The following is a 26,543-nucleotide window of genomic DNA, read 5'->3' as shown; positions in this document are numbered from 1 at the left end:
CGCTGCGACCGGCGGGGGCGTTGCCCCAGATCCCCAGAGTTCATTTGGCAAGATGAAGGGCGGAGGCGGTTGGTGCCCGAATGGCTTCCCCTGTGGTGAACCGGAGAACCTGCGCGAATCCCCTTGCTAAAATCGCATTGCTCCCCTATATCCCCCTCAACAGCGGAGTGCTGGGGGCCAAACCCATCACCCACCGGACAATACGCACGGGCCGCTGGCCCGTTTTTTTATGCCCGCAGGAAACATGCCTGCATCCAATGCCTGAAAGGCAGAACACATGAGTGATCTAATCGCCAAATCCGCCATGGATCGGCGTCTGGCTGACATTATCGCCCCGGTGATCGAGGATTTGGGGTTTGAGCTGGTGCGCATTCGCCTGATGGGCGGCAACACCAAGACCCTACAGATCATGGCCGAACGCCCCGAGGGTGGCATCGAAGTCGACGAATGCGCCAAGATTTCCAACGAAGTCAGTGCCATTTTGGATGTCGAAGACCCGGTTGTTGAGGCCTATACCCTTGAGGTGTCCAGCCCCGGAATCGACCGTCCTTTGACCCGCCTCAAGGACTTTGCCAATTTTGAAGGCTATGAAGCCAAGCTAGAAACCAGCGACCTGATTGACGGGCGCAAGCGGTTTCGCGGCATTCTGGCCGGTGTTGAAGAGCAAGATGTTTTGATCAATCTGGATCAGGACGGAGAAACCATCACAGTTGGTCTGAATTATGACTGGCTGTCCGAAGCCAAGCTCGTCATGACCGACGAGCTGGTTACAGAAATGCTGCGGGCGCGCAAAGCGCAGGCCGTGGATGAAACCAAGTTTGACGAGATCGAGGCCGAAGACGGCCCTCAGGAGGACTGAACATGGCAATCACCTCTGCCAACCAGCTTGAGCTGTTGCAAACCGCCGAGGCCGTGGCCCGCGAAAAGATGATCGACCCCGGTCTGGTTGTCGAAGCGATGGAAGAATCGCTCGCACGGGCGGCCAAGTCGCGTTACGGCGCGGAGATGGACATTCGCGTGTCGATCGACCGCAAGACCGGCAAGGCAACCTTTACCCGTGTTCGCACCGTGGTCGAGGACGAAGAGCTTGAGAATTATCAAGCGGAAATGACCGTTGAGTCAGCCAAGCAATATATGGCCGATCCTCAGGTTGGTCAGACCTTTGTCGAAGAAGTTCCCCCGGTTGAACTTGGTCGTATTGCTGCGCAAAGCGCCAAGCAGGTTATCCTTCAGAAAGTCCGCGAAGCAGAGCGTGATCGTCAGTACGACGAATTCAAAGATCGCAACGGCACCATTATCAATGGGTCGGTCAAGCGCGAAGAATATGGCAATGTCATCGTTGACGTCGGTCGTGGCGAAGCCATCCTGCGCCGCAATGAAAAGATTGGCCGTGAAAGCTATCGCCCCGGTGATCGTATTCGCTGCTACATCAAAGATGTCCGTCGCGAGACCCGTGGCCCACAGATTTTCCTGAGCCGGACCGCGCCTGAATTCATGTCAGAGCTGTTTAAGATGGAAGTGCCGGAAATCTATGACGGCATCATCGAAATCAAAGCCGTGGCCCGTGACCCCGGTTCGCGCGCCAAGATTGCCGTGATTTCCTATGACGGCGGCATCGACCCTGTTGGGGCCTGTGTTGGTATGCGCGGATCGCGCGTTCAGGCCGTTGTAAACGAGCTTCAGGGCGAAAAGATCGACATCATCCCTTGGAACGAAGATGTTCCAACCTTCCTTGTGAACGCATTGCAGCCCGCAGAAGTGACCAAGGTTGTTCTGGATGAAGAAGCCGAGCGCATCGAAGTTGTTGTTCCCGACGAACAGCTGTCTTTGGCGATTGGTCGTCGTGGTCAAAACGTGCGTCTTGCGTCACAACTGACCGCTCTCGATATCGACATCATGACCGAGGAAGAAGAATCCAAGCGTCGTCAGGCCGAATTCGAAGTGCGCACCAAGCTGTTCATGGAAACACTGGACGTCGACGAATTCTTTGCCCAGCTGTTGGTGTCCGAAGGGTTCACCAACCTCGAAGAAGTTGCTTACGTTGAGCAGGATGAACTCTTGGTCATTGACGGTGTTGACGAAGGCACCGCCAACGAGCTTCAGACCCGTGCCCGTGAGTTCCTAGAAGAACAAGCCCGCAAGGCGCTTGCCCGTGCTCATGAACTGGGTGTGCAGGAGAACCTGATCGGGTTCGAAGGCATGACGCCTCAGATGATCGAAGCTCTGGCAGAAGACGGTGTTTTGTCGCTCGAAGACTTTGCGACCTGCGCCGACTGGGAACTTGCCGGTGGCTGGACGACCGTTGATGGTCAGCGCGTCAAAGATGACGGTCTGCTCGAGAAATTCGATGTCTCGTTGGAAGACGCGCAGAGCATGGTCATGACCGCCCGTATCCTGTTGGGTTGGGTTGACCCCGCTGATTTGGAAGCCGACGCCGAAGAGGCCGAAGGCGAAGACAGCGACTCGACTGACGAAGAGGTCTGAAACTGATGTCCAGAGGTGGCCACAACAAAAACCGTGAAGACGGGCCGGAGCGTAAGTGCATCGCCACAGGCGAGACACAGCCGAAATGCGGCCTAATTCGCTTTGTTTTGGGTCCCGATGGGCGAATTGTGCCCGATCTTGCTGGAAAACTGCCCGGTCGGGGCGTATATGTAAGTTCTGACCGCACGGCGCTGGAAATGGCCCTGAAAAAGGGTTTGTTCCAGCGGTCACTGAAACAGCCGGTTCAGGTTCCCGATGGGATGCTGGACCTGCTTGAGCAGATGTTGTCGCGGCGGGTGATCGATTTGATCAGCCTTGCCCGGAAATCTGGTGACGCGGTTGCAGGCTATGAGAAGGTTAAGGATTGGCTGGGTAAAGAAGAGGCCAGCGTGCTGATCCAGGCGAATGACGGCTCTGAGCGTGGCAAGTCCAAGCTCAGCACACCTTATGGTGGAACCTACATTGGGTGGCTGTCTGCAGATGAGTTGGGAATGGCGTTTGGACGTCAATCTGTGATACATGCGGCGCTTGGCACTGGTGGTCTGGCCTCACGTGTTGTAGAGGAAGCCCAAAGATTGAAGGGTATGCGTGCTCAGGCGTCCAAATCTGGGACGAAAAGCACGGATCGCGGCGGCAGCGGCCGCCGGAAAGGATAAGAAGCTTCATGAGCGATAACGACGGCAAAAAGACATTGGGTTTGCGTGGTGGGGCCCGTTCGGGCAACGTGAAGCAGAGCTTCAGCCATGGGCGCACCAAGAACGTCGTGGTGGAAACCAAGCGCAAACGCGTTGTGGTACCCAAGCCGGGTGCCGGCGGCGGAAGAGGTCCGGGCGTAGGTCCATCTGGCCCAGGCGGCAAGCGTCCTGCGGGCATCACTGATGCTGAAATGGATCGTCGTCTCAAGGCGTTACAGGCTGCTAAAGCCCGTGAAGCCGAAGAGACAGCCAAGCGCGCTGCTGAGGAAAAAGCCCGCGCTGAAGAGCGTGAGCGCATGCGTGCCGAAAAGGAACGCAAAGCCAAAGAAGCGGCCGAAGCTGAAGAGCGCGCCCGCAAAAAGGCCGAGGACGAGAAGCGCAAAGCGGAAGAAGCGGCCGAGGCGGCTAAGCGCGCGGCTGCGACACCTGCGCCTGCTCCGGCACGCGGCGAAGAAGCACCGAATCGCAACAAACCCAAAGAGGCGACACCGCGCCGTGATGACCGTGGGAACGATCGCACAGATCGTAACGCGCGCAACACACGTAGCCGCGATGACAACCGTCGGTCCGGCAAATTGACGCTAAATCAGGCATTGGGTGGTGGCGGCAACCGTCACAAATCCATGGCCGCGATGAAGCGGAAGCAAGAGCGCGCTCGTCAAAAAGCGATGGGTGGTCAGCAGCAGCGTGAAAAGGTTGTTCGTGACGTTCAGTTGCCAGAAGCAATCACGGTTGCCGAATTGGCAAACCGGATGACTGAAAAAGTCGGCGACGTTATCAAGGCGCTGATGAATAGCGGCATCATGGCGACTCAGAACCAGTCGATCGATGCGGACACCGCAGAATTGATCATCGAAGAGTTCGGCCACAAGATCACCCGCGTTTCTGACGCGGACGTCGAAGACGTGATCCAAACGGTTGAAGACAAGGACGAGGATCTGAAATCTCGCCCACCTGTCATCACCATCATGGGCCACGTTGACCACGGTAAGACATCTTTGCTGGACGCAATCCGCGACGCCAAAGTAACCGCTGGCGAAGCTGGTGGGATCACTCAGCACATCGGTGCGTATCAGGTCACGACCAGTAGTGGGTCCGTGTTGAGCTTCCTCGATACTCCGGGCCACGCAGCCTTTACATCGATGCGTTCACGTGGTGCTCAGGTCACGGATATCGTGGTTCTGGTTGTTGCGGCGGACGATGCGGTGATGCCGCAGACCGTCGAAGCGATCAACCACGCCAAAGCCGCCGGTGTTCCGATGATCGTGGCGATCAACAAGATCGACCGCCCTGCAGCGAACCCAACCAAGGTGCGCACAGACCTTCTGCAACACGAAGTTGTCGTGGAGCAGATGTCCGGTGAAGTTCAGGACGTTGAAGTGTCCGCAATCACTGGTCAGGGCCTCAATGAATTGCTCGACGCAATCGCGCTTCAGGCTGAGATTCTTGAACTGAAAGCCAACCCAGATCGCAACGCCGAAGGCGCGGTGATTGAGGCCAAGCTTGATGTGGGTCGCGGCCCTGTTGCCACGGTTCTGGTTCAGACAGGTACGCTGAAATTGGGCGATATCTTTGTTGTGGGTGAGCAGTACGGTAAGGTTCGTGCGCTGATCAATGACAAAGGCGAGCGCATCAAAGAAGCTGGCCCGTCCGTACCTTGTGAGGTTCTTGGCCTCAATGGCACACCCGAAGCCGGTGACGTTTTGAACGTGGTTGAAACCGATGCACAGGCGCGTGAAATCGCCGAGTATCGTGCCAACCTTGCCAAGGAAAAGCGCGCCGCAGCGGGTGCCGCAACCACCTTGGAACAGCTGATGCAGAAGGCCAAAGAAGACGAGGATGTTTCCGAACTTCCCGTTTTGGTCAAAGCAGACGTTCAAGGCTCTTCGGAAGCCATCGTTCAGGCGCTGGAAAAAGTCGGCAACGGCGAAGTCCGCGTTCGTGTCCTGCACTCTGGTGTTGGTGCGATCACCGAATCCGATGTCAGCCTTGCTGAAGCCTCCGGATGTCCGGTCATTGGCTTTAACGTTCGTGCAAACGCATCGGCGCGTAACTCGGCCAACCAAAAGGGCGTGGAAATCCGCTATTACAGCGTGATCTATGACCTTGTGGATGATGTCAAAGCGGCGGCCTCTGGCTTGCTCTCTAAAGAGATCCGCGAAAACTTCATTGGCTACGCGACCATCAAGGACGTGTTCAAGGTTACCGGCGTTGGCAAGGTTGCAGGTTGTATCGTCACCGAAGGCGTTGCACGCCGTTCGGCCGGTGTACGCCTGCTACGCGACAACGTTGTGATCCACGAAGGCACGCTGAAAACGCTCAAGCGCTTCAAAGACGAAGTCGCCGAAGTTCAGTCGGGTCAGGAATGTGGTATGGCGTTCGAGAACTACGATGATATTCGCGCTGATGACGTGATCGAAATCTTCGAACGTGAAGAAATCACACGGACGTTGGACTAATCATCCCGACCTCTAAATGAAAAAAGCCCGCCGAAATTCGGCGGGCTTTTTTGTTCCAAAATTGCTTTAAGCGGCTTTCGCTATCGGCTTGACCGGATGGCCTGAATAAAAGCGTTCACCAACCCGGACGCAAATACGCCCATCTGGTAGAGTTTTCTCATAGTGCCCCTGAACTGAGACACAGCTTCCGAGAGTTATTGTTCTGAGCATGGCAGTTCTCCCCAAAGATACCTGTGGGGGAGAAGTTAGGTAAGAATGGTTAACAATTCCTTCAACCGGCGTCCGGTGGGTCAGCAAAATGCTGAACGTGGAAAAATCGCTCTTAACTTTTTGCCTAGTCGGGGTGGGTTACAGCCAATCCCGAAGAATCGGGATCAAAGGGATGTCCGCAGGTGGCATTGGGTAGTCACGCAACTCATTTGCATGCACCCATTTCAGGGTTTGCCCCTCTTGCGCTTGGGGGATGCCCTCCCATTTTCGGCAGGCAAAAAGCGGCATCAGGAGATGGAAGTCATCATAGCTGTGTGAGGCAAAGGTCAGAGGGGCGAGGCAGCTTGCCCACGTATCGATCCCCAACTCTTCCTGCAACTCGCGAATTAGGGCAACTTCAGGCGTCTCCCCTGCCTCTACTTTACCCCCCGGAAACTCCCAGAGGCCTGCCATGGATTTGCCTTCGGGACGTTGAGCAAGCAACACACGGCCATCGCGATCAATCAGGGCCACAGCAGAGACCAGTACGGTTTTCATTGGTGTCTCAATCCTATTTTCACGGTTAGTAGCCGGAGTTCAGTTGGAAAAGTGTAGAGCGGATCAGGATCGGTAATCGGCATTGATCGTGATATATTGATGGGTCAAATCACATGTCCAAACGGTGGATGTGCCGCTACCCAGACCAATATCGACGGTGATGTCGATCTCTTGCTCTTTCATCAAACGGGCACCGTCTTCTTCGCGATACGTCTCTGCAACCCACCCATTTTCGGCAACCAAAACGTCACCAAACTTGATCGACATGAGATCGCGATCCGCGGCAGCCCCGGATTTCCCGATGGCCATGACAATCCGCCCCCAGTTCGGATCTTCGCCAGCAACAGCGGTTTTCACCAGTGGCGAATTTGCGATGGACAAGGCGTGCGTTCGAGCATCGGCATCATTTGCGGCCCCCGTGACTGTCACCGCTACAAATTTGGTTGCGCCTTCCCCGTCGCGGACCACTTGATGCGCGAGGTCAAGGAACACCTCGTGTAGCGCTGAAACAAACGTAGAGTTGCCGGTGACATCAACACCGGACGCGCCCGTTGCCGCCATCAACAACGTGTCCGACGTCGAGGTGTCGCTATCCACCGTGATGCAATTGAAGGTGCGATTATTGATCCCACTAACCAATTCTTGAAGATCAGAACGGGCGATTTTAGCATCGGTGAAGATATAGACCAACATGGTGGCCATATCCGGTGCAATCATGCCCGAGCCCTTGGCAAATCCGGCAATACGCACAGGTTTACCGTCAATCTCGACCTCGGCTGACGCCCCCTTGGGGAAAGTATCAGTCGTCATGATCGCTGCGGCGGCGTCTTTGGCCGCTGTATCCGATAGACCCGCAACCAGATCGCCGAGCTTGGCGGTGATCCGATCATGGGGCAAGCGTTCACCGATCACGCCCGTTGACGAGGTGAAGACACGGGTTTCCGGCAGTCCGGTCGCTTGTGCAACGGCCGCGCAAATCGCCGCAACCGATCCGTCGCCGGCCTTGCCGGTAAAGGCATTGGAATTGCCTGAATTGACGACAATCGCTGCTCCGTCTTCGCTATCCAGTTGAATTTTCGACTGACAATCCAACACGTTCGATGATCGGGTCGCCGAGCGGGTAAACACCCCGGCCACCACCGACCCAGGATCAAGCTGAGCCAACATCACATCGGTTCGACCCTGATATTTAATCCCGGCTGCAACGGCAGAAAAACGTGCGCCTTTGATGACGGGAAGATCGGGGAAACTTGGGGGGGCAAGTGGTGACCGGGGCAGTGACATTTAGTTCTCCAACATATCGATTTTGGACAAGACAGAGGTGTCGACCTCTTCCTTTTTGGTCCGGGTCACATTCGCCATCCCCACCAATTCGTCGATTTTCTGTGCGACCACTTGCTGGCGAATCTGGGCTTCGAGCGCCGAACGTACAGAATCGAGAGCAGGTGCTTCTTTGATACGGGTTTCGTTGAGCTTGATCACGTGCCAACCGAATTGGGTTTTGACCGGACCCGCCACGGCGCCGGGCTCAAGCTTTTCAACCGCGTCTTGGAAGGGGGCAACCATCATACCCTTGCTAAACCAACCCAAAGACCCACCATTTGGCCCCGATGGACCGGTGGATTTGTCTTTGGCCAAGCTGGCGAAATCTGCGCCAGTGCTCAACTCACCCACAAGCGCTTGCGCCTCTTCTTCGGTGTTCACCAAAATATGCGAGGCGTTGTATTCCTTGCCTTGATCGGCGTTCATGTATTCCGCTTCATAGGCAGCCTTCACCGCCTCTTCGGTGACGGCCTTGTCTGCCAAGGTCGCGATCACAACCGAGGCCAGCTGCGTGCGGCGCTCGTTATCCAACGCGATACGGACGCGGGGTGTTTCAACGGCCATTGAGTCAGCTGACAGTACCTGCTGCTGGATCAACTGATCCAAGATACCGTCCCACAACACATCGTCGCCAAGTTGTTGGTACTGTTCTGGCAACAGCGCGCGCACCATCAACATGTGACCAAGCGTGATGTCGACACCGTCAACAGACGCCATAACACTATCGACGCCCAGCTCTTCGGCCTGCGCAGGAATGGCAAAGGTGAACGCCAGCGCCGCTGCACCCAAGAAATTGCGGGATTTTAACATCGTTTTGGTCCTTCCAGACAGGCCGCGACCTCCGCGGCGTTGACACTCAATGGTACGGCCCTTACATGCCGATAGGGCTTTGTTTGGGCCGGTCGTTTCCTTCCGTCATATGGGCTGTATGCGCGCCGGGCAAGCAGATGCCTCAAGACGTTAGATGAAACAGGTAGATCAAGCATGTTTGGAAAACTCGCGCGGAAGGTGTTCGGCACCCCGAATGACCGCAAGATCAAGGCCACCCGCCCGCTGGTGGAAAAGATCAACGCGCTGGAGGCCGAGTTTGAAAAGCTCGACGATGCTGGCCTGATCGCTAAAACCGCAGAATACAAAAAGCGAATCGCCGATGGCGAAAAGCTTGATGATATGCTGCCAGAGGCGTTTGCAAACTGCCGCGAGGCCGCGAAACGCGCCTTGGGCCTGCGCGCCTTTGATGTGCAGCTGATGGGCGGGATTTTCCTGCACCAAGGCAATATCTCGGAAATGAAGACCGGTGAGGGTAAGACCCTCATGGCGACCTTTGCCGCTTATTTGAACGCTCTGACCGGGCGCGGTGTGCATGTTGTGACGGTGAACGACTACCTCGCCAAACGCGATGCCGAATGGATGAGCAAGGTTTACGGCACACTTGGGATGACCACCGGTGTTGTCTACCCCCGTCAGCCTGACGAGGAAAAGCAAGCCGCCTATGCGTCCGATATCACCTATGCCACCAACAATGAGCTGGGTTTTGACTATCTGCGCGACAATATGAAATCTGAGCTCAACCAGATGAGCCAGCGCGATCATTATTTCGCGATCGTCGATGAGGTCGATTCGATTTTGGTTGACGAAGCGCGTACACCGCTGATCATTTCCGGCCCTGCCGAGGATCGTTCCGAGCTTTATGTTCAAGTCGACAAGCTGATCCCCGATCTGCAAGAAGATCACTATGCGGTGGACGAAAAAACCAAGAACGTCACCTTTACCGACGACGGCAACGACTTCCTTGAACAGCATCTCCACGCCCGCGGTTTGCTCCCCGAAGGTCAGTCGCTCTATGATCCGGAATCGACAACCCTTGTTCACCACGTAAACCAAGGTCTGCGTGCCCATGTTTTGTTCACCAAGGACAAAGACTACATCGTTCGTGATGGCGAAGTTGTTCTGATCGACGAATTCACCGGCCGTATGATGGCTGGGCGCCGTTTGTCCGAAGGGTTGCATCAGGCGATTGAAGCCAAGGAGGGCTGCAACATTCAGCCCGAGAACGTCACCTTGGCCTCGGTTACCTTCCAGAACTACTTCCGCCTCTATGACAAATTGGGCGGCATGACCGGTACAGCGGCGACAGAAGCCGAAGAATTTGCCGAAATCTATGGGCTGGGCGTTGTCGAAGTTCCGACCAACCGCCCCATCGCTCGGATTGATGACGACGACAAAGTGTACCGCACCGCGCGCGAAAAGTTCGAGGCGATTGTCGAAGAGGTCAAGCTTTCTCATGAGAAAGGTCAGCCGGTCTTGGTTGGCACCACATCGATCGAAAAGTCCGAGATGCTAAGCCAAATGTTGACGGCTGCTGAGTTGCCGCACAACGTTCTGAACGCCCGTCAGCACGAACAAGAAGCCCAAATCGTTGCCGATGCAGGTAAACTTGGGACCGTGACCATCGCCACAAACATGGCGGGTCGGGGGACCGACATCAAATTGGGTGGCAATGTTGAGTTCAAGATCATGGAGGCCATTGCCGCCGATCCTGAAGGTGACCCAGAGGCGATCCGTCTGCGGATCGAAGAAGAGCACACCACCGACGAAGCCGCCGTCAAAGAGGCCGGTGGCCTTTATGTGTTGGCGACTGAACGCCACGAAAGCCGTCGGATCGACAATCAGCTGCGCGGCCGATCTGGCCGTCAGGGTGACCCGGGCCGCTCGTCCTTCTTCCTAAGCCTCGAAGATGACCTGATGCGGATCTTTGGGTCGGAACGGCTTGATAAAGTGCTGTCCAGCCTTGGTATGAAAGAAGGCGAGGCGATCATTCACCCTTGGGTGAACAAATCGCTGGAGCGCGCCCAAGCCAAAGTCGAAGGCCGCAACTTTGACATTCGTAAGCAGCTTTTGAAATTCGATGACGTGATGAACGATCAACGTAAGGTGATCTTCTCGCAGCGCCGTGAAATCATGGAAGCCGAGGACCTGTCGGAAATCGTACAGGACATGCGTCACGAAGTGATCGACGAGTTGGTCGACATCTACGCGCCTGACAAAACCTATGCCGAACAATGGAACATGCAGGGCCTATATGCTGCGTCTATTGAAAAGCTGGGGCTTGATCTGCCGCTGATCGGCTGGGCCGATGAAGATGGCGTGGATCAGGACGTGATCCGCGAACGTCTTGAAGAGGCCAGCGACACATTGATGGCCGAAAAGGCCGAGGCCTTTGGCGCGGACACCATGCGCCAGATCGAAAAACAGTTCCTGTTGCAAACCATCGACGGCAAGTGGCGTGAACACCTGTTGACGCTTGAACACCTCCGTTCGGTTGTCGGGTTCCGGGGCTATGCCCAGCGGGATCCGCTGAACGAATACAAAACCGAGGCGTTCCAGCTGTTTGAAAACTTGCTCGAATCGCTGCGTGAAACTGTCACCACCCAATTGGCTCAGGTCCGTCCGATGACGGAAGATGAGCAAAAGGCGATGATGGCAGAGATGATGCAGCAGCAAATGGCGCAACAACAAGCCGTTCAGCAAGCCGCAGATGCGTCATCAGCACCGACACAACCCACCGATGCCCCGGAACCGCTCATCGCCGGTTTTGATGAAAACGATCAATCAACCTGGGGCAATCCCGGGCGTAATGATCAATGCCCATGTGGCTCTGGCAACAAGTTCAAACACTGCCACGGTCGCATCGCCTAAGAAACAGCACGCGGAGTCAGCGGTCAGATTTACCGCGCAGAAATGCCCAAATGACTCCGCCCCCCTGCCCCAGACCTGCCACGTTTAGCTGCCAACCTGCCTCCTGATCGAAATAGACAGGAGGCCAAAATGGCGCGTCTCAAGAGTTATCTACTGGCTGGTACAACCTTGGTCTGCGCCTTGGGTATTGGCTACGTCATGCAATTCGGCCTCGCCCTTCCGGGTCAGGGTAAATCGGCTCAGGTCGGCCCGCTGGAAGTCTCGGACATCACCGAAGTGTCCTCGGCGACCGCCATTCCTATCCCGCCAACTGATTTGCAGTTTGATATTGAAATGCCCGGTCAATCTGTTGAACTTGCGGCCGCCGATGCCGGTTTGACTGGCACCGAATTGCCACAAGAAAACAGCGCTGAAAGCTTTGGCTGTGACGTTCGCATGGAAGCAAGCCCTGCCGCTGGTGCGATGGTTAACCTTTCGCTGTCATCGGCCTGTCACGCCAGCGAACGCGTCACAATCCATCACCAAGGAATGGTGTTCACCGAAGTCATGCAACCCGACGGGTCCCTTGACGTATCCGTGCCAGCCCTTGCCGAAGCGGCCGTCTTCATGGCGTCCTTTGCAAGCGGTGACGGTGCAATGGCAACAGCAGACGTTACCTCAATGCCATTCTACGACCGTGTCGTGTTGCAGTGGAAAGGCGATGCAGGCCTGCAATTACATGCCCGTGAATTCAACGCCGACTATTTCGGAGATGGCCACGTTTGGGCCTCAACAGCTGGCGATTTGACCGCAGCGGCCCGCGGCGAAGGTGGTTTCTTGACCCGGCTCGGTCAATCCGACTCGCCCGAAGCCCTTTTGGCGGAAATCTATTCTTACCCGAGCGGCACGACCAAACGCAGCGGCGATATCGCCTTGTCGGTTGAGGCCGAGGTCACAGGTGCCAATTGCGAAACCCGTGTTGAGGCGCAAACATTTGAGATGACAGCCGGTTCTGACCTGCGTGTTCGCGACATGACGTTAGAAATTCCGGGCTGCGACAGCACAGGTGACTTTCTGGTGTTGAATAATCTTGTCCAAGACCTGACAATCGCCGCGAGGTAATTCGCGCCAGGCAGGACAAGATATGCACATTTGGCGTGCGGCGATATTCGCCGCACTTTTCATTTTAGGGATCGTGTCTTCGGCGTTTGCCCAAGACATCACCCTCCGGTCCCGCGATGGCGCGATCGAATTGACCGGCACCTTTCTTGGGTTTGACGGCGAGTTTTACCGTATCGATACCAAATTTGGCGAGCTAACCGTCGATAGCTCTGGTGTGCTGTGCGACGGACCGTCTTGCCCATCGCTCACGGACTATGTCGCCGAACTCTCGGTGTCTGGGTCCGCTACTGTTGGCTCGGTTTTGATGCCTGCATTGTTGGAATCTTTTGCTTTGCGCAACGGGCTAAATGCCAAACGACAGACGATTGGTGAAAACCGCTTTGCCTATATTCTCAGCGATACGCGTAGCGGTAAAATGGTCGGGATTTTTACCTTTCGCGTAACCAACACCGACGAGGGTTTCGCCGACCTGTTGGCCGGAGAAGCGGATATCGTCATGTCACTGCGCGAAATCCGCCCTTCAGAAATCGCGCTGGCGCGAGAGGCGGGCCTTGGCAATCTCGAAACCCCCAATCGCGCGCGTGTTTTGGCTTTGGATGCATTGGTGCCTGTGGTCGCGGCCAACAATCCGGTTAACAAGATTTCGCTAACTGATCTAGCAAGGGTCCTCTCAGGCAAACTGTCAAATTGGCGAGAGTTAGGAGGCCCCGATGCCCCGGTCACCGTCCATGTCCGCGATGCCAACTCGGGCCTGTCGCAGGAGCTAGAAGACAAAATCCTACACCCGGCTCAGACAACGTTGACCGCTTCTGCGGAGCGTTACAATACGAACGCAAAATTGGCGGATGCCGTCGCGAGGGACCCATTTGGCATTGGCATCGCCAGTTTTTCTGACATCGGAAACGCCAAGCCTTTATTGATCGGCGGGAATTGTGGCTTCTCGTTGCGCGCTGCGCGTCGCTCGATCAAAACCGAAGATTTCCCATTAACCGCACCTATGTTTCTATATGTTCCAGCCCGCCGCCTCCCGGCTTTGGCCCGTGAGTTTTTGACATTTACGCGCACACCACCGGCACAAATTGTCATCCGGAGAGCGGGATTTGTTGACCAAGCTCCCGAGGAAATCCCCGTCGATTTGCAGGGAAACCGGTTCACGAATGCGGTGCTCGTGACAGATGGCGACAACTCGTTAAAGGAGCTCAAACGCCTGACACGAACCCTGTCAGAAATGCGCCGCCTTACCACATCCTTTCGGTTTGAAACCGGATCGACCCGGTTAGATGCGCAATCCCGTTCAAATGTTCAACAACTCGCGCGCTCTCTCGAGGCCGGGATTTATGACGGACGAAAGCTGGTCTTTGTTGGGTTCTCGGACGGGGTTGGTCCGGCTCAGGGGAATTTGACAATTGCCCGAAAACGCGCCGAAACCGTGCGTCGCGCAGTTGAACAGACCGCTGAAACAGCGGATTTGGATCAAATTGAAGTGCTGACCGATGCCTTTGGTGAGGCCATGCCCATGGCTTGCGATGAAACGTCCTGGGGGCGTCAGGTGAACCGGCGGGTCGAGGTCTGGGTGCGCTAAAGGCCTGCGGTGGCAAATTCCGTGCACGGAATTTGGGCGACTAGAGCAACCCTTCGGCTTTAAAACTCAATTCCTGCGATTTGCCGATCACCAAATGGTCATGCAAGGTCAGCCCAAGCACTTCGGCAGCTTCTCGAATTTGTTCGGTCATTTCGATATCTGCCCCGCTGGGTGTTGGGTCCCCTGACGGATGGTTGTGCACAAGGATCATCGCCGTCGCGTTCAACTCTAAGGCGCGTTTGACAACTTCGCGCGGATAAACGGGTACGTGGTCGACCGTGCCACGCCCTTGCGCTTCATCGGCAATCAAAACGTTCTTGCGGTCCAAATACAGCACTCGAAATTGTTCGACCTCACCATGTGCCATTGCTGTTTGGCAATAGGTCAGCAAGGCATCCCAACTGCTCACCACGTGCCGTTTTAAAACCTTGGCTTGTGCCAATCGGTGTGCCGCCGCCTCAACGACTTTGAGTTCGGTCACAACCGCATCACCGACACCTATCACCTCTGCCAATCTCATCGCAGGTGCAGAGATAACGCCGTTGAAATCTCCAAACTGTTCAAGCAACTGCCGAGCGAGCGGTTTAACGTCCTGGCGAGGAATGGCGCGAAACAGGACCAGCTCCAAAAGCTCATAGTCGGGCAGAGCGTCCGCCCCACCGATCCGAAAACGCTCACGCAACCGGGCACGATGATCCTTGATATAGGATGGCAACAGCTTGGAATCGGGCACCGGTTGCACCGGAGCTTCGTCCAAGTCGAACAATGCCGCTTGTGAATCTGAAAAATGTGGTCCCTGTGTCATGCCTCATCTTTGCTGAAGCATGGTGAACGAATGGAAAATGTTGTCACTCCGTTCCCACAAAGGAAAACAAAAACGGCACCCAACCGGGTGCCGTCTTTTGTAGAAAACCAGGATTTCAGAAGGCGGTGCTACCCTTTCATACTGTCCCAGAACCCTTTGACCGACGAGAAAAAGCTCGAGCTTTCGGGGTTGTTGTCTTCGGCTAGGCCTTCAAACTCGCGCAAGATCTCTTTCTGGCGAGAGGTCAGGTTCACCGGTGTTTCGACGGCAAGTTCGATGAACATATCACCGGTGCCACCGCCGCGCAGCGCTGGCATGCCTTTGCCGCGCAACCGCATCTGGCGGCCAGATTGGCTTCCCGATGGGATTTTCACCCGCGAACGACCGCCATCTATGGTCGGCACTTCGATATCGCCACCCAATGCAGCAGAGGTCATCGACACCGGCACTCGGCAATGCAACTCGCTGCCTTCGCGTTCGAAAATCTTGTGCTCTTCAACTTCAATGAAAATGTAGAGATCACCCGGAGGGCCACCGCGCATGCCCGCCTCACCTTCGCCTGCAAGACGAATGCGTGTGCCGGTTTCAACACCAGCCGGGATGTTCACAGACAGCGCGCGTTCTTTTTGAACACGGCCATTTCCACCGCAGGATTTGCATGGGTTCTTGATGATCTGACCAAGGCCAGAACAGGTTGGGCAAGTTCGCTCAACCGTAAAGAAACCCTGTGTTGCCCGCACCTTACCCATACCGGAACAGGTTGGGCAGGTTGTCGGTTCTGCTCCACCTTCGGCACCGGACCCTTCGCATTCACCACATTGCACCGAAGTTGGAACATTGATGGTTTTCTGCATTCCGGCGAAGGCGTCTTCGAGAGTGATCCGCAGGTTATAGCGCAAGTCCGCCCCGCGTGAGGCGCGCTGACGCCCACCACCACCGCGCTGGCCGCCCATAAAGTCGCCAAATAGATCGTCGAACACATCAGAGAAGGCACTGCCGAAATCACCGGGACCACCGCCGCCAAACCCGCCACCGGGTCGACCACCGCCACCCCCCATGCCGCCTTCGAATGCGGCATGACCATAGCGGTCATAGGCTGCTTTCTTCTCAGGATCTTTGAGGACATCATAGGCCTCATTGATCTCTTTGAATTGCGCCTCTGCGTTTGGATTGTCCGAATTGCGATCCGGGTGCAGTTCTTTGGCCTTCTTGCGATAGGCCTTCTTGAGCTCATCCGCAGAGGCCCCCTTGGAGGCTCCTAGCAGATCATAATAATCACTTTTGGACATCTACGTCCTCCTTTCCAGGAAAGGAAAAGGGCCAGTCCGGCTACCGGACCGGCCCCCGATCAGTGTCACAAACCGGCCTTAGCCACGTTTGTCATCACCCAGATCTTCGAAGTCGGCGTCAACGATATCATCGTCGGCACCAGCAGGACCCTCAGCATCCGCAGCTGCGGGCTCTTCGCCGGCTTCTTCGGCTTGGGCTTTGTAGATCGCTTCACCAAGGCGCATTGCGACTTCGGTCACGTTCTGGATGCCGGCCTTGAGCTTCTCAGCTGCAACGTCGTCTTTCTCCAGATCGTCTTTCAGCGCTGCAACAGCCAGCTCGATCGCCTCAACAGTGGACGGATCGACCTTGTCGCCATGCTCTTCAACCGATTTCTCGGTTGAGTGCACAAGACTCTCGGCTTGGTTGCGGGCTTCGACCAGCTCTTTGCGCTCTTTATCCGCTTCGGCGTTTTCTTCGGCTTCTTGGACCATCTTTTCGATGTCCTCATCCGTCAAACCGCCCGAGGCTTGGATGGTGATCTGCTGCTCTTTACCGGTGGCTTTGTCCTTGGCACCAACGGACACGATGCCGTTTGCGTCAATGTCAAAGGTCACTTCGATCTGTGGCATGCCACGTGGCGACGGTGGGATGTCTTCCAAATTGAACTGGCCGAGCATCTTGTTGTCAGCCGCCATCTCACGCTCACCCTGGAAAACCCGGATGGTCACAGCCGACTGGTTGTCTTCGGCGGTCGAGAAGACCTGAGACTTTTTCGTCGGGATGGTGGTGTTGCGGTCGATCAGACGGGTGAAGACACCACCCAGAGTTTCGATACCAAGCGACAGAGGTGTTACGTCGAGAAGAACAACGTCTTTGACGTCACCCTGCAGAACACCGGCCTGAATGGCCGCGCCCATGGCAACAACTTCGTCAGGGTTCACACCCTTATGTGGCTCTTTGCCAAAGAACTTGGTCACTTCGTCAAAGACGCGCGGCATACGGGTTTGACCGCCAACCAGAACGACTTCGTCGATGTCAGCCGTGGTCAGGCCGGCGTCTTTCAACGCGGCTTGGCAAGGCTTGATAGACGCTTTGACCAGATCACCAACAAGGCTTTCCAGTTTGGCACGGGTCAGTTTCACAACCAGGTGCAAAGGTGCGCCTGTGGCCGGGTCCATGGTGATGAACGGCTGGTTGATTTCGGTCTGAGTGGCCGAAGACAGTTCGATTTTGGCTTTTTCAGCGGCTTCTTTCAGACGCTGCAGGGCCATCTTGTCTTTGGTCAGGTCGGCACCGTGCTCTTTTTTGAACTGGTCCGCGAGGTAGTTGACGATGCGCATGTCAAAGTCTTCACCACCAAGGAAAGTGTCGCCGTTGGTCGATTTCACTTCGAACAGACCGTCGTCGATTTCCAGAATGGTCACATCGAAAGTACCGCCACCAAGGTCATAGACCGCGATGGTTTTGCTTTCTTTCTTGTCCAGACCATAGGCCAGAGCCGCCGCTGTCGGTTCGTTGATGATCCGCAGCACTTCGAGACCGGCAATTTTACCGGCGTCTTTGGTGGCCTGACGCTGGGCGTCGTTAAAGTACGCAGGAACGGTGATAACCGCCTGAGTGACTTCTTCGCCAAGATAGCTCTCGGCGGTTTCTTTCATCTTGCCGAGGATAAAGGCAGAGATTTGCGACGGAGAGTATTTCTCACCCTTGGCCTCAACCCATGCATCGCCATTGCCGCCATCAACGATGGCGTATGGAACAATGTCCTGATCCTTGGTGACTTCTGCATCGGTGACGCGGCGGCCAATCAGACGCTTCACCGCAAAAACGGTGGCTTCTGGGTTGGTAACAGCCTGACGTTTGGCTGGCTGGCCAACAAGGCGTTCGTCGTCAGCAAATGCAACGATAGAAGGAGTTGTGCGTGCGCCTTCGGCGTTTTCAATGACGCGGGCGGCAGAGCCGTCCATAATGGCAACACAAGAGTTCGTTGTACCGAGGTCGATACCGATCACTTTACCCATGTTCGATCCCTTTCTTAACAGGCGATATCACGTGGCGCTGGACCCGTAACGGCATCCGGTGCCCCGTATGGCAGGAACGCCGGTCCGGCCGGATCCGGCGCGTTCGGACGGTATATAAGGAGCCGCTTTTGTCCCTGCAAGCACCTGCAACACAGCAAATGTGCAGAATTGCTTGGCTAACGTTAGGAATCGCGAAAGAAAGGGGCATGAAACCTGCAAATTCACCCATGATCCGCCAAAAGGGCTTTGTCATTCATCCCGAATTTCTGGATCGGGCCGAACAAGAATCGCTTGTCGAAGAGTTGCGCGGGATTTTGCGTGTCGCGCCGTTGGTTCAGCCGGTGACCGCGCGGGGAAAACCGATGTCGGTGCGGATGAGCGCGGCGGGTGATTTTGGCTGGATCAGCGACAGGCGCGGCTATCGCTATGAAAAGCAGCATCCAAATGGCGCAGCATGGCCCGCCATCCCAGCCTCAATTCTTAAAATTTGGTATAAAGTTGACAGCTGTCAACACCTCCCCAAACGCGACCCGGAATGCTGTTTGATCAACTGGTATGGCGAAGACGCGAAAATGGGACTTCACCAAGATCGCGACGAGGCGGCTTTCGACTACCCGGTGGTGTCGATCAGCCTTGGCGACGAGGCGCTGTTTCGAATGGGTAATGTGGAACGTGGCGGCAACACCGAGTCGATCTGGCTGAAATCCGGCGATGTCGTTGTGATGGGTGGTGACGCGCGGCTGGCGCATCACGGTGTTGACCGGCTCCGGTTCGGGTCATCAACCCTGCTGCCGCAAGGTGGGCGGATCAACTTGACGCTTCGGATGGTGACCTAAGCGAGGCCGCGGGTTCAATTGCCGGGAGGGGCGATGAGAGAACAGCACCCTTGTTGAAAACCGTCTTCCTTGCCGGTGATGAACACCGAAGACATCAGTCCAAATGCGGCATCAATCATGGTACTTTGACAGGTTTCGCGACGCACCGAAATCAAGACCTGCATCGCGTCGCTTGTGGCGCGAATACCGTGATCTGTCAGATGCTCGGACCCGGTTTTAAAACTTCCTGCGGTAAGAGCATAGCCATCTGGCTCGTAATACTGACGAAACTCCGCCGGGCCACCTTGTGTAAAGGTGACACCCCAAGGGCTTTCGCTGCCACCGCAATACATATGCGGCCAGTCGGGAAACGAGCCGCCGGGCACCGGTTCGAGATACCGGGCATAGATCCATCCCTGACCGGCCTCACCGTTGTTGACCAAGGCCCATTTGCCGCTCGGGTCCATCTCCAACACTTGAATATAGGTCTCGTCAAAAGCCCGCTCTGCGATCACATCACCTTTTGAACTCGGCTTGGACCGCACGTTCAGCGTATCGTCTGCTGCGACATCAACGATGTTATAAAGGGCCGGAAATCCGTTCGCCCAGGCGGCGCTTGATAGGCTCATCATCACTATCAGCAGTCGTAGCATCCAAGTCACTCCGATTGGATCGAGCAGCAGCCCGACAAGACTTCCATATTATATCCGTTGAGCACAACGGTGCCGGACAGGCCGAACAGCCGATCGGACATGCCGTCGGAACAAATTTCTTTGTCCATCACAATGGCGATGTTTTCTCCCTGCGCGCTTCCCAGAATAGCAAAAGGAGCCGGGCGTGCATTGGCGGCACGGGCGAGCCCCATATGAAACGCGCGGTCATGCCCTTCGGGTGTCGACAAAACCGCCGGGCCACCATTTTGGACATCAAGCGACCAAAACGGTTCGGTCCCGAAACAATTGAAATGCGTTGCGTTTGGAAGCGCGGTGTCAGGTTGTGCTGTCAGAAACCGCATCGACGCCCAGCCCGACCCTTCATCAACATTCACCCGGCCCCAATTGTCTTGAACTTCGACAACTTCGACCGACTTCGCGTCATAGGCTAAGGTGCCAATAATATTGGCTCCGCCCATCGGGCGGGTGCGTACATTCAATACGTCATCCGACGCGACACCGGTCACATCAAACAGGGCTGGCAAATCTTCGGCAATCGCCGTCGTTGCGGTAGCAAGCATTAGGGCAAGGGCGCGGATTAGCATAGGAAACTCCTTGGTCAATTGACCCAAGACTATGCGGTACGGCGGCTTTGCCAAAGTGCGGTATTCCATAGTCCGGAATACCGGCAGATTTTAGCGACGTGCGCCCCAAGAGGCCGAGGCGTGTTTGCGGGTGTAAAATTCACCCATCAGGCCAATCATGATCAGGACGATCGACAGGTAAAAGGCGTATTCCCAGCTGGAATTGCGTGGATTGTAGTCAAGAAACGCATAACCACGTGATTGATCGATACAGTGGAACAATGGATTCCAATCAAACATGGTTAGCATGTAGGGTGGTAGGGTATTGGCAACGAACATCTTGCCCGATGCAATCATATTAGCGCGTTGATAGACCGTTGAAATGATACCAACCGGCGTCGGGAACCACGGCTTGACTGCCAGAAACACCATACCAATCGCCGCACCAGAGAACCACGCCAGCAAGATCATCGCCAAACATCCGATGGGATCAAAAATCTCCAGTAAAACACCGGGCGCAAAGGCGGCATCATAAATGAACAGGATCGCAAAAAGAGACAGGAGCTGAATGTAGAGCGTGCTGACCATCGCCGCCGCAATCGCAATCGCGGTGTTCATCGGGGCGTGTTGCATCATTGGGCTGGCTGGCCCTTCGGATCCGGACACCGCGCCCAATGTCTTGGAATGCGTCATGTACAGGAAAATCCCGGTCATGATGTAAACCATGAAATCGCCACGCAAAGCCGTTCCGCGCAGGCCCAGAATTTGGAACATCACATAGAAGGCCATGACGAAAACGATCGTCTGAAGCATGTTCATAAAGATCGCCATAAAGGCGTTTCCGTGGGATTTGCGGACCGAGCGAACAGAGTTGTGGTAAATCAGTTCGGCAATATAAATCGCAGAACCCAGCCGAGACCGGGGTGTAGTCATCTGAAACATGGGACGCTGCTCCGATATGCGGCCTGATACTTTCGGCATTCTTGCCGTTCTTGTTGAATGGCACCATAAGACGCAAAGGCTTTCAAATCAATAAAACCCGACACTTTGCCGGGAAGGGGACATTTCGTGGACTATTCGGAACTGACAACAGTGATCCGCAAGCTGGCACTAGAAGCCGGTGATAAGATCATGGAGATTTACAACTCTGACGATTTTGACGTGAAAGTGAAATCCGACGACAGCCCCGTGACTGAAGCGGACGAAGCCGCAGACGCGATCATTTCGGCCGGATTGCGAGCCGCTTTTCCCGATGTCGCCCTTGTCACCGAAGAACAAGCCGATAGCCATGGTGTTGATGCCAAAACCTTTTTGATCGTTGATCCGTTGGATGGCACTAAGGAGTTCATCAAGCGTCGCGGTGATTTCACCGTCAACATCGCCTTGGTCGAAGACGGTGTGCCGGTGCGCGGTGTGGTCTATGCCCCGGCCCGCGAACGGATGTTCTATACTCTGGCAGATGGATCAACCGTCGAAGAAATGGGCCCCTTTGACAAAGACACCGCCGGCGAAACCAAAGCCATTTCTGTCAGCACACCTGACAACAGCGCGTTGATGTTGGTCGCGTCCAAATCGCACCGTGACCAAGCCACCGAAGACTACATCGCCAAATATGCCACCAAAGACAGCAAAAGCGCCGGATCGTCGTTGAAGTTTTGCCTTGTCGCCACAGGTGAGGCCGATTTGTACCCACGCGTTGGCCGCACGATGGAATGGGACACCGCCGCAGGTCAGGCCGTGTTGCACGGTGCTGGTGGCAAAGTTGTGCGTTTCGACGATCACAGCCCGTTGGTCTATGGCAAAGACGGTTTCGCAAACCCGTTCTTTATCGCCTACGCCCCGGGCGTTGAGCTGAAAAAGGCCTAGTCTATGGCCCTGCCCGTCAGTGTCGTGGTCGTGAGCCGGGGCCGCCCCCAGGCCCTTGCCCGCTGCCTGATGGGTTTGGCCCAACTCGATTACGCACCGTTCGAAGTGATTGTCGTGACTTGCCCGGATGGCGAAGCCATCGTGCGCGCCCGACCGGATGCGTCATTCTTCAAGCTTGTTGGCTATGACGAACCCAATATCTCAGCGGCCAGAAATCTAGGCATAGAACAGGCCGCAGGTGATATTGTCGCGTTTATTGACGATGACGCAGTTCCCGAACCGCTCTGGCTTACACATTTAACGGGTCCGTTCGAGCAACCCGATGTCTCGGCCGCCGGCGGCTATGTCATTGGACGCAATGGCATTTCATTTCAGTGGCAAGCCCGGACGATTGATTGCACCGGCACTCCGTCCCCCTACCCTCTTCCGGACACAAAACCGGCTGTACCAAGTATCCCCAATGGCCATGCCCTCAAGACCGAGGGAACAAACATGGCGTTTCGGCGGTCCATTCTTAGGGAATTGGGAGGGTTTGACCCCCAGTTTCGCTTCTATCTGGATGAAACCGACCTAAACATGCGGCTTGCCCAAAGTGGTCAGAAAACCGCGATTGCTCCTCTGGCTCAAGTGCATCACGGTTTCGCCGAAAGCGAGCGACGAGATGCGTCACGTGTCCCCAAGGATCTAACGCAAATTGGCGCATCGCAGCGTGTATTCCTTAAGAAATACTGTCCCGAACCGGATCAAGATCGCGCTTGGATGGCCTTTTGCGAAGAGCAGCGGTTGCGGCTGTTTCGATTTGCCAAAAAGCGCCAACTAAACGCGACACAGATGGCGCAATTGCTACGCGGCCTGCAAGACGGTGGTGCCGAAGGATTAACGCGCCCGATCAAAACGCTATCGCCATTTGTCGCGGTTTCCCCGGCATTTCAGGCGTTTCCCGGCCGCCCCAACGCCCCGCGCGTGGTATTGGCAGGTCGGATATGGCAAGCCCGCAGGCTACGACGAGACGCCGCAAAATTGGCTCAAAGTGGCAGCATTGTTAGCTTGTTCATTTTGCTGCCAAGCCCGAGATTTCATACAGTTTCGTTTGAAAACGGAGGCTATTGGGAACAATTTGGTGGGAGGTTTGGCCGCAGTGAGCGCAATCAACGCCTTTCCCACTATCGCCGGTTCTCGACACGCGTTAAGGAGGAAGTCGCCCGAATTTCGGACGTTCGCGGATAATTTTTATTCACAATGATCTGTTTCACAGCAGAACTACAACGAATTCGAAACAATACCCGTTTATTCGGCTTATCGTATCAAAATTTGGTGGCTACCATCAAAACCACATGCGATAAGCTGTCAAAAGATTAGAGTAGGAGCAGACCGATGCGCAAGAAGGTCACGAAAGCCATTTTTCCCGTCGCAGGAATGGGAACCCGCTTTCTTCCGGCAACAAAATCGGTTCCCAAAGAAATTATGACTTTGGTTGATCGTCCGCTGGTCCAATACGCCATTGACGAAGCACGCGCCGCCGGCATCAAAGAGTTCATTTTTGTGACCTCTCGCGGTAAGGGCGCACTGGAAGACTACTTTGATCACGCCCCGCAGCTTGAACAAGAGCTCCGGAAAAAAGGCAAAGACGAGCTTCTTGATATTTTGAAGTCCACCAACATGGACTCAGGTGAAATCGCGTATATTCGTCAACACCGCGCTTTGGGTCTTGGTCACGCTGTTTGGTGTGCCCGTCGCCTGATCCACAACGAACCGTTTGCCGTTATGCTTCCCGACGATGTCATCGCAGCTGAGAAACCTTGTTTGCAACAGATGGTTGAAGCCTACGAAGAGACAGGCGGAAACATGGTTGCGGCGATGGAAGTCCCCGCCGAGAAAGCTTCGAGCTATGGTGTCTTGGATGTCGAAGAAGACATGGGCAGCATGGTCAAAGTCAGAGGCATGGTCGAGAAACCGCCAGCTGACGAAGCTCCCTCCAATTTAGCTGTCATTGGCCGTTATATCTTGTCGCCTGATGTCTTCCGCCATCTTAACAAGATCAAATCGGGTGCCGGTGGTGAAATCCAACTAACCGACGCGATTGCACGTGAGATCACCGAAGGGAACGGCGTTTACGGCTATCGTTTCCGGGGCCAACGCTTTGATTGCGGCTCCAAAAGTGGCTTCTTGCAAGCGACCGTGGCTTTTGGCCTGTCGCGCGATGACCTGAAAGACGATCTCGAAGGATATCTGCACGAAATCATGTCTGCCCGAAAAGCCGCGGAATAAACCCGTGGCGCATGTTCTTGTGACGGGCGGCGCTGGCTATATCGGTAGCCACGCCTGCAAGGCACTTAAGGCCGCCGGGTATACACCTGTGACCTTCGACAATCTGAGCACCGGCTGGCAAGACGCCGTAAAATTCGGCCCCTTTGAAAAGGGTGATCTTTCTGACCGCACACGGTTGGACGAAGTTTTTGCCAAATGGCAACCGGTCGCCGTGGTGCATTTTGCAGCGCTCAGTCAGGTTGGCGAAGCCATGGCCAAACCCGGCATGTATTGGCGCAACAATGTTGAAGGGTCGCTAACATTGATCGAGGCCGCTGTTGCTGCGGGCTGCCTCGACTTTGTGTTCTCATCGACCTGCGCGACTTACGGCGAACACGACAACGTTGTTCTTGATGAGAACACTCCACAAGAACCACTGAACGCCTATGGCGCATCAAAGCGCGCCGTGGAAAATATCCTGCGCGACTTTGAGGCCGCTTATGGATTGCGTCATGTGATCTTTCGGTATTTCAACGTGGCCGGTGCCGACCCTGAGGGTGAGGTCGGCGAACACCATCGCCCCGAAACCCATCTCATCCCTGTTATGCTTGAAGCGATCGATGGCAAGCGCCCGGCGTTAACCATTCACGGGACGGACTATGAAACACCCGATGGCACCTGCATCCGCGATTATGTGCATGTCTGTGACTTGGTTGATGCCCATGTTCTTGGCTTGAAATGGTTGCAAGATGGAAACGGAAGCCAGGTCTTCAATCTCGGGACTGGCAGTGGCTTTTCGGTCAAAGAAGTTATCACCTCGGCTGGAACCGTCACCAATCAGGAAGTCCCTTGTTCCGAAGGGCCGCGCCGTGCCGGTGATGCTACCAAATTGGTGTCCGGCTCATCACGCGCCAGCGAGGAGCTAGGTTGGAGCCCGGCTCGATCCACAATGGCACAGATGATAGCAGATGCATGGCGGTGGCATAAAAATGGCCATTACGACGCCTGAACCAACCCGACTTCTCGACCTGACGCGATTGGTCAGCCGCGCTGGCCGTCCTATGACCGGCGTCGATCGGGTTGAATTCGCATATCTCGACAACCTGTTACAACATGGCGACCTGTGGGGGTTGGTCCGAAGCTCACTGGGGTATGTCCTGCTGGACCAAGCCGGTTGCGCCGCGTTGCGAGAAAGAATTCTCGATCAGGATTGGGGCCCTGCGGACCGGCTGTCGAAACTGCGCAAAGGTCGACATCCGGTACGTCGTCAGGCCGAAACTTACCTGCGCATTATTTGCCATGACCGATGTTTGCCACTGCGTTTATCTCGCATGCTGGCGCGCCATTTGCCCATGGGGGTTCATTACCTCAACACTGGTCATTCGAACCTAACCGAACGGGTACTGTCGGCTTTACGGCTTCGTAAAGCGCGGGTGGCTGTCATGATTCATGATACGATCCCACTGGATTTTCCTGAATACCAACGCCCTGAAACCATTGCGCCATTTCGCGCTTTTTTGGGCCGCACCTGTGCCCATGCGGACGTGATCCTGTGCAACTCCCGCCAAACGGCTGACGATATTGGTCGTCACGTCCCGGGCCCCCTACCGGACAGAGTCATTGCCCATCTCGGAGCTCCGATTCCGCACACGGGAAACGCCCCAAAGGGGCCATGGAACGGTCCATACTTTGTGTGTCTAGGCACGATTGAGCCACGTAAAAACCATGCCTTGTTGCTTGATATTTGGCCTGACATCCCGGATGCACATCTGTTGATTTGCGGCAATCGTGGGTGGGAAAATCATGATGTTTTCAGGCGACTGGACTCAAAACCAGAGCGCATCCATGAACTGCACGACTTGCCTGACGATCAACTATTTGCCCTCCTTCAAGGCTCTGCCGGATTGCTTTTCCCCAGCTTCGCCGAAGGCTATGGCCTCCCCCCAATCGAAGCCGCCGCGCTCGGCGTTCCAGTACTTTGCAATGATCTGCCCATCTTCAGGGAAGTTCTGGGAAATATTCCCGTTTACGCAGACGCTTCTGACAGGTATCTTTGGCAAACAACGATAATAGAGATGGCTGACCAGCAAAGAACAGGTTTAAGTGGTACTCAAGCGTTTATTCCTCCCTCTTGGGATGAACATTTCAAGACCGTATTAACCTTGATCTGATAGCTGGCATCTATAACGA

General features: G+C 55.3%; 22 protein-coding genes. 13 read left to right on the top strand and 9 right to left on the bottom strand.

Annotation, left to right across the window (positions count from 1 at the left end):
* Positions 1–277 precede the first annotated feature (277 nt).
* From rimP to infB, 4 genes are read left to right on the top strand one after another with little or no spacing between them, the layout of a single operon-like run.
* The gene (rimP, locus tag Q1A43_RS17235) at positions 278–859 is read left to right on the top strand and encodes a ribosome maturation factor RimP (RefSeq protein ID WP_299923028.1); all 582 of its coding nucleotides are present in this window, start codon (positions 278–280) and stop codon (positions 857–859) included.
* A gap of 2 nt (positions 860–861) precedes the next feature.
* Positions 862–2,484 (top strand): transcription termination factor NusA, encoded by a 1,623-nt coding sequence (nusA, locus tag Q1A43_RS17230; protein WP_299937220.1) that lies wholly within the window; start codon positions 862–864, stop codon positions 2,482–2,484.
* 5 nt (positions 2,485–2,489) lie between these two features.
* Positions 2,490–3,140: an RNA-binding protein gene (locus tag Q1A43_RS17225; protein ID WP_299923024.1), complete on the top strand. Its 651-nt coding sequence runs from the start codon at positions 2,490–2,492 to the stop codon at positions 3,138–3,140.
* 8 nt (positions 3,141–3,148) lie between these two features.
* Positions 3,149–5,638, top strand: a complete 2,490-nt coding sequence (infB, locus tag Q1A43_RS17220) for a translation initiation factor IF-2 (protein WP_299923022.1) — start codon at positions 3,149–3,151, stop codon at positions 5,636–5,638.
* 348 nt (positions 5,639–5,986) lie between these two features.
* Here the strand turns inward: infB and mutT are convergent, their stop codons facing one another.
* The 3 genes from mutT to Q1A43_RS17205 all read right to left on the bottom strand — a co-directional run bounded on the left by mutT (position 5,987) and on the right by Q1A43_RS17205 (position 8,518).
* Positions 5,987–6,385, bottom strand: coding sequence for an 8-oxo-dGTP diphosphatase MutT (gene mutT, locus Q1A43_RS17215; protein WP_299937217.1), 399 nt, complete (start codon positions 6,383–6,385; stop codon positions 5,987–5,989).
* 63 nt (positions 6,386–6,448) lie between these two features.
* Complete coding sequence (gene argJ / locus Q1A43_RS17210; protein ID WP_299937215.1) at positions 6,449–7,669, bottom strand: bifunctional glutamate N-acetyltransferase/amino-acid acetyltransferase ArgJ; 1,221 nt, start codon at positions 7,667–7,669, stop codon at positions 6,449–6,451.
* Positions 7,670–8,518, bottom strand: coding sequence for a peptidylprolyl isomerase (locus Q1A43_RS17205; RefSeq protein WP_299923016.1), 849 nt, complete (start codon positions 8,516–8,518; stop codon positions 7,670–7,672).
* 174 nt (positions 8,519–8,692) lie between these two features.
* Here Q1A43_RS17205 and secA point away from each other — a divergent pair, with 174 nt between their 5' ends.
* From secA to Q1A43_RS17190, 3 genes are all read left to right on the top strand, one after another.
* Positions 8,693–11,407 (top strand): preprotein translocase subunit SecA, encoded by a 2,715-nt coding sequence (secA, locus tag Q1A43_RS17200; protein ID WP_299937213.1) that lies wholly within the window; start codon positions 8,693–8,695, stop codon positions 11,405–11,407.
* A 129-nt stretch (positions 11,408–11,536) separates the two neighbouring features.
* Positions 11,537–12,508 carry a translocase gene (locus Q1A43_RS17195; protein ID WP_299923013.1) on the top strand — a complete coding sequence of 324 codons (972 nt, stop codon included), beginning with the start codon at positions 11,537–11,539 and terminating at the stop codon, positions 12,506–12,508.
* Positions 12,509–12,530: 22 nt separating this feature from the next.
* Positions 12,531–14,090 carry a phosphate ABC transporter substrate-binding/OmpA family protein gene (locus Q1A43_RS17190; protein ID WP_299937211.1) on the top strand — a complete coding sequence of 520 codons (1,560 nt, stop codon included), beginning with the start codon at positions 12,531–12,533 and terminating at the stop codon, positions 14,088–14,090.
* Positions 14,091–14,130: 40 nt separating this feature from the next.
* Here Q1A43_RS17190 and radC read toward each other — a convergent pair whose 3' ends face one another.
* The 3 genes from radC to dnaK form a co-directional block, all read right to left on the bottom strand.
* Complete coding sequence (gene radC / locus Q1A43_RS17185) at positions 14,131–14,895, bottom strand: DNA repair protein RadC (protein ID WP_299937208.1); 765 nt, start codon at positions 14,893–14,895, stop codon at positions 14,131–14,133.
* Between the two features lie 128 nt (positions 14,896–15,023).
* Positions 15,024–16,184 carry a molecular chaperone DnaJ gene (gene dnaJ, locus Q1A43_RS17180; protein WP_299923007.1) on the bottom strand — a complete coding sequence of 387 codons (1,161 nt, stop codon included), beginning with the start codon at positions 16,182–16,184 and terminating at the stop codon, positions 15,024–15,026.
* A 78-nt stretch (positions 16,185–16,262) separates the two neighbouring features.
* Positions 16,263–18,188: a molecular chaperone DnaK gene (gene dnaK, locus Q1A43_RS17175; protein ID WP_299923005.1), complete on the bottom strand. Its 1,926-nt coding sequence runs from the start codon at positions 18,186–18,188 to the stop codon at positions 16,263–16,265.
* A 206-nt stretch (positions 18,189–18,394) separates the two neighbouring features.
* On the opposite strand from dnaK, the gene Q1A43_RS17170 reads away from it, so the two are divergent.
* Positions 18,395–19,024: an alpha-ketoglutarate-dependent dioxygenase AlkB gene (locus tag Q1A43_RS17170; protein WP_299937205.1), complete on the top strand. Its 630-nt coding sequence runs from the start codon at positions 18,395–18,397 to the stop codon at positions 19,022–19,024.
* Between the two features lie 14 nt (positions 19,025–19,038).
* On the opposite strand, the gene Q1A43_RS17165 is transcribed toward Q1A43_RS17170, so the two are convergent.
* From Q1A43_RS17165 to Q1A43_RS17155, 3 genes are all read right to left on the bottom strand, one after another.
* On the bottom strand, positions 19,039–19,656 hold the full coding sequence (locus Q1A43_RS17165; protein WP_299937203.1) for an SH3 domain-containing protein: 618 nt from the start codon (positions 19,654–19,656) through the stop codon (positions 19,039–19,041).
* Positions 19,657–19,661: 5 nt separating this feature from the next.
* On the bottom strand, positions 19,662–20,261 hold the full coding sequence (locus Q1A43_RS17160) for an SH3 domain-containing protein (RefSeq protein WP_299922999.1): 600 nt from the start codon (positions 20,259–20,261) through the stop codon (positions 19,662–19,664).
* A gap of 90 nt (positions 20,262–20,351) precedes the next feature.
* Positions 20,352–21,182, bottom strand: coding sequence for an ABC transporter permease (locus tag Q1A43_RS17155; RefSeq protein ID WP_299922996.1), 831 nt, complete (start codon positions 21,180–21,182; stop codon positions 20,352–20,354).
* A gap of 126 nt (positions 21,183–21,308) precedes the next feature.
* Between Q1A43_RS17155 and cysQ the strand changes: the two genes are divergently transcribed.
* From cysQ to Q1A43_RS17130, 5 genes are all read left to right on the top strand, one after another.
* A complete protein-coding gene (gene cysQ, locus Q1A43_RS17150) occupies positions 21,309–22,106 on the top strand; it encodes a 3'(2'),5'-bisphosphate nucleotidase CysQ (protein WP_299937200.1) in 798 nt (265 codons plus the stop codon).
* A 3-nt stretch (positions 22,107–22,109) separates the two neighbouring features.
* Entirely contained in the window at positions 22,110–23,333 is a 1,224-nt protein-coding gene (locus Q1A43_RS17145; RefSeq protein ID WP_299937197.1) for a glycosyltransferase, read from the top strand.
* Positions 23,334–23,480: 147 nt separating this feature from the next.
* On the top strand, positions 23,481–24,374 hold the full coding sequence (gene galU, locus Q1A43_RS17140; protein WP_299922991.1) for a UTP--glucose-1-phosphate uridylyltransferase GalU: 894 nt from the start codon (positions 23,481–23,483) through the stop codon (positions 24,372–24,374).
* A gap of 4 nt (positions 24,375–24,378) precedes the next feature.
* Positions 24,379–25,362 (top strand): UDP-glucose 4-epimerase GalE, encoded by a 984-nt coding sequence (gene galE, locus Q1A43_RS17135; protein WP_299922990.1) that lies wholly within the window; start codon positions 24,379–24,381, stop codon positions 25,360–25,362.
* Positions 25,343–26,524: a glycosyltransferase family 1 protein gene (locus Q1A43_RS17130; RefSeq protein ID WP_299937194.1), complete on the top strand. Its 1,182-nt coding sequence runs from the start codon at positions 25,343–25,345 to the stop codon at positions 26,522–26,524. Before galE ends, Q1A43_RS17130 begins: the two co-directional genes overlap by 20 nt.
* Positions 26,525–26,543: the final 19 nt, after the last annotated feature.

Source organism: uncultured Pelagimonas sp. (assembly GCF_947498515.1).
Classification (GTDB): domain Bacteria; phylum Pseudomonadota; class Alphaproteobacteria; order Rhodobacterales; family Rhodobacteraceae; genus Pelagimonas.
This window is presented reverse-complemented; position numbering and strand designations above follow the sequence as displayed.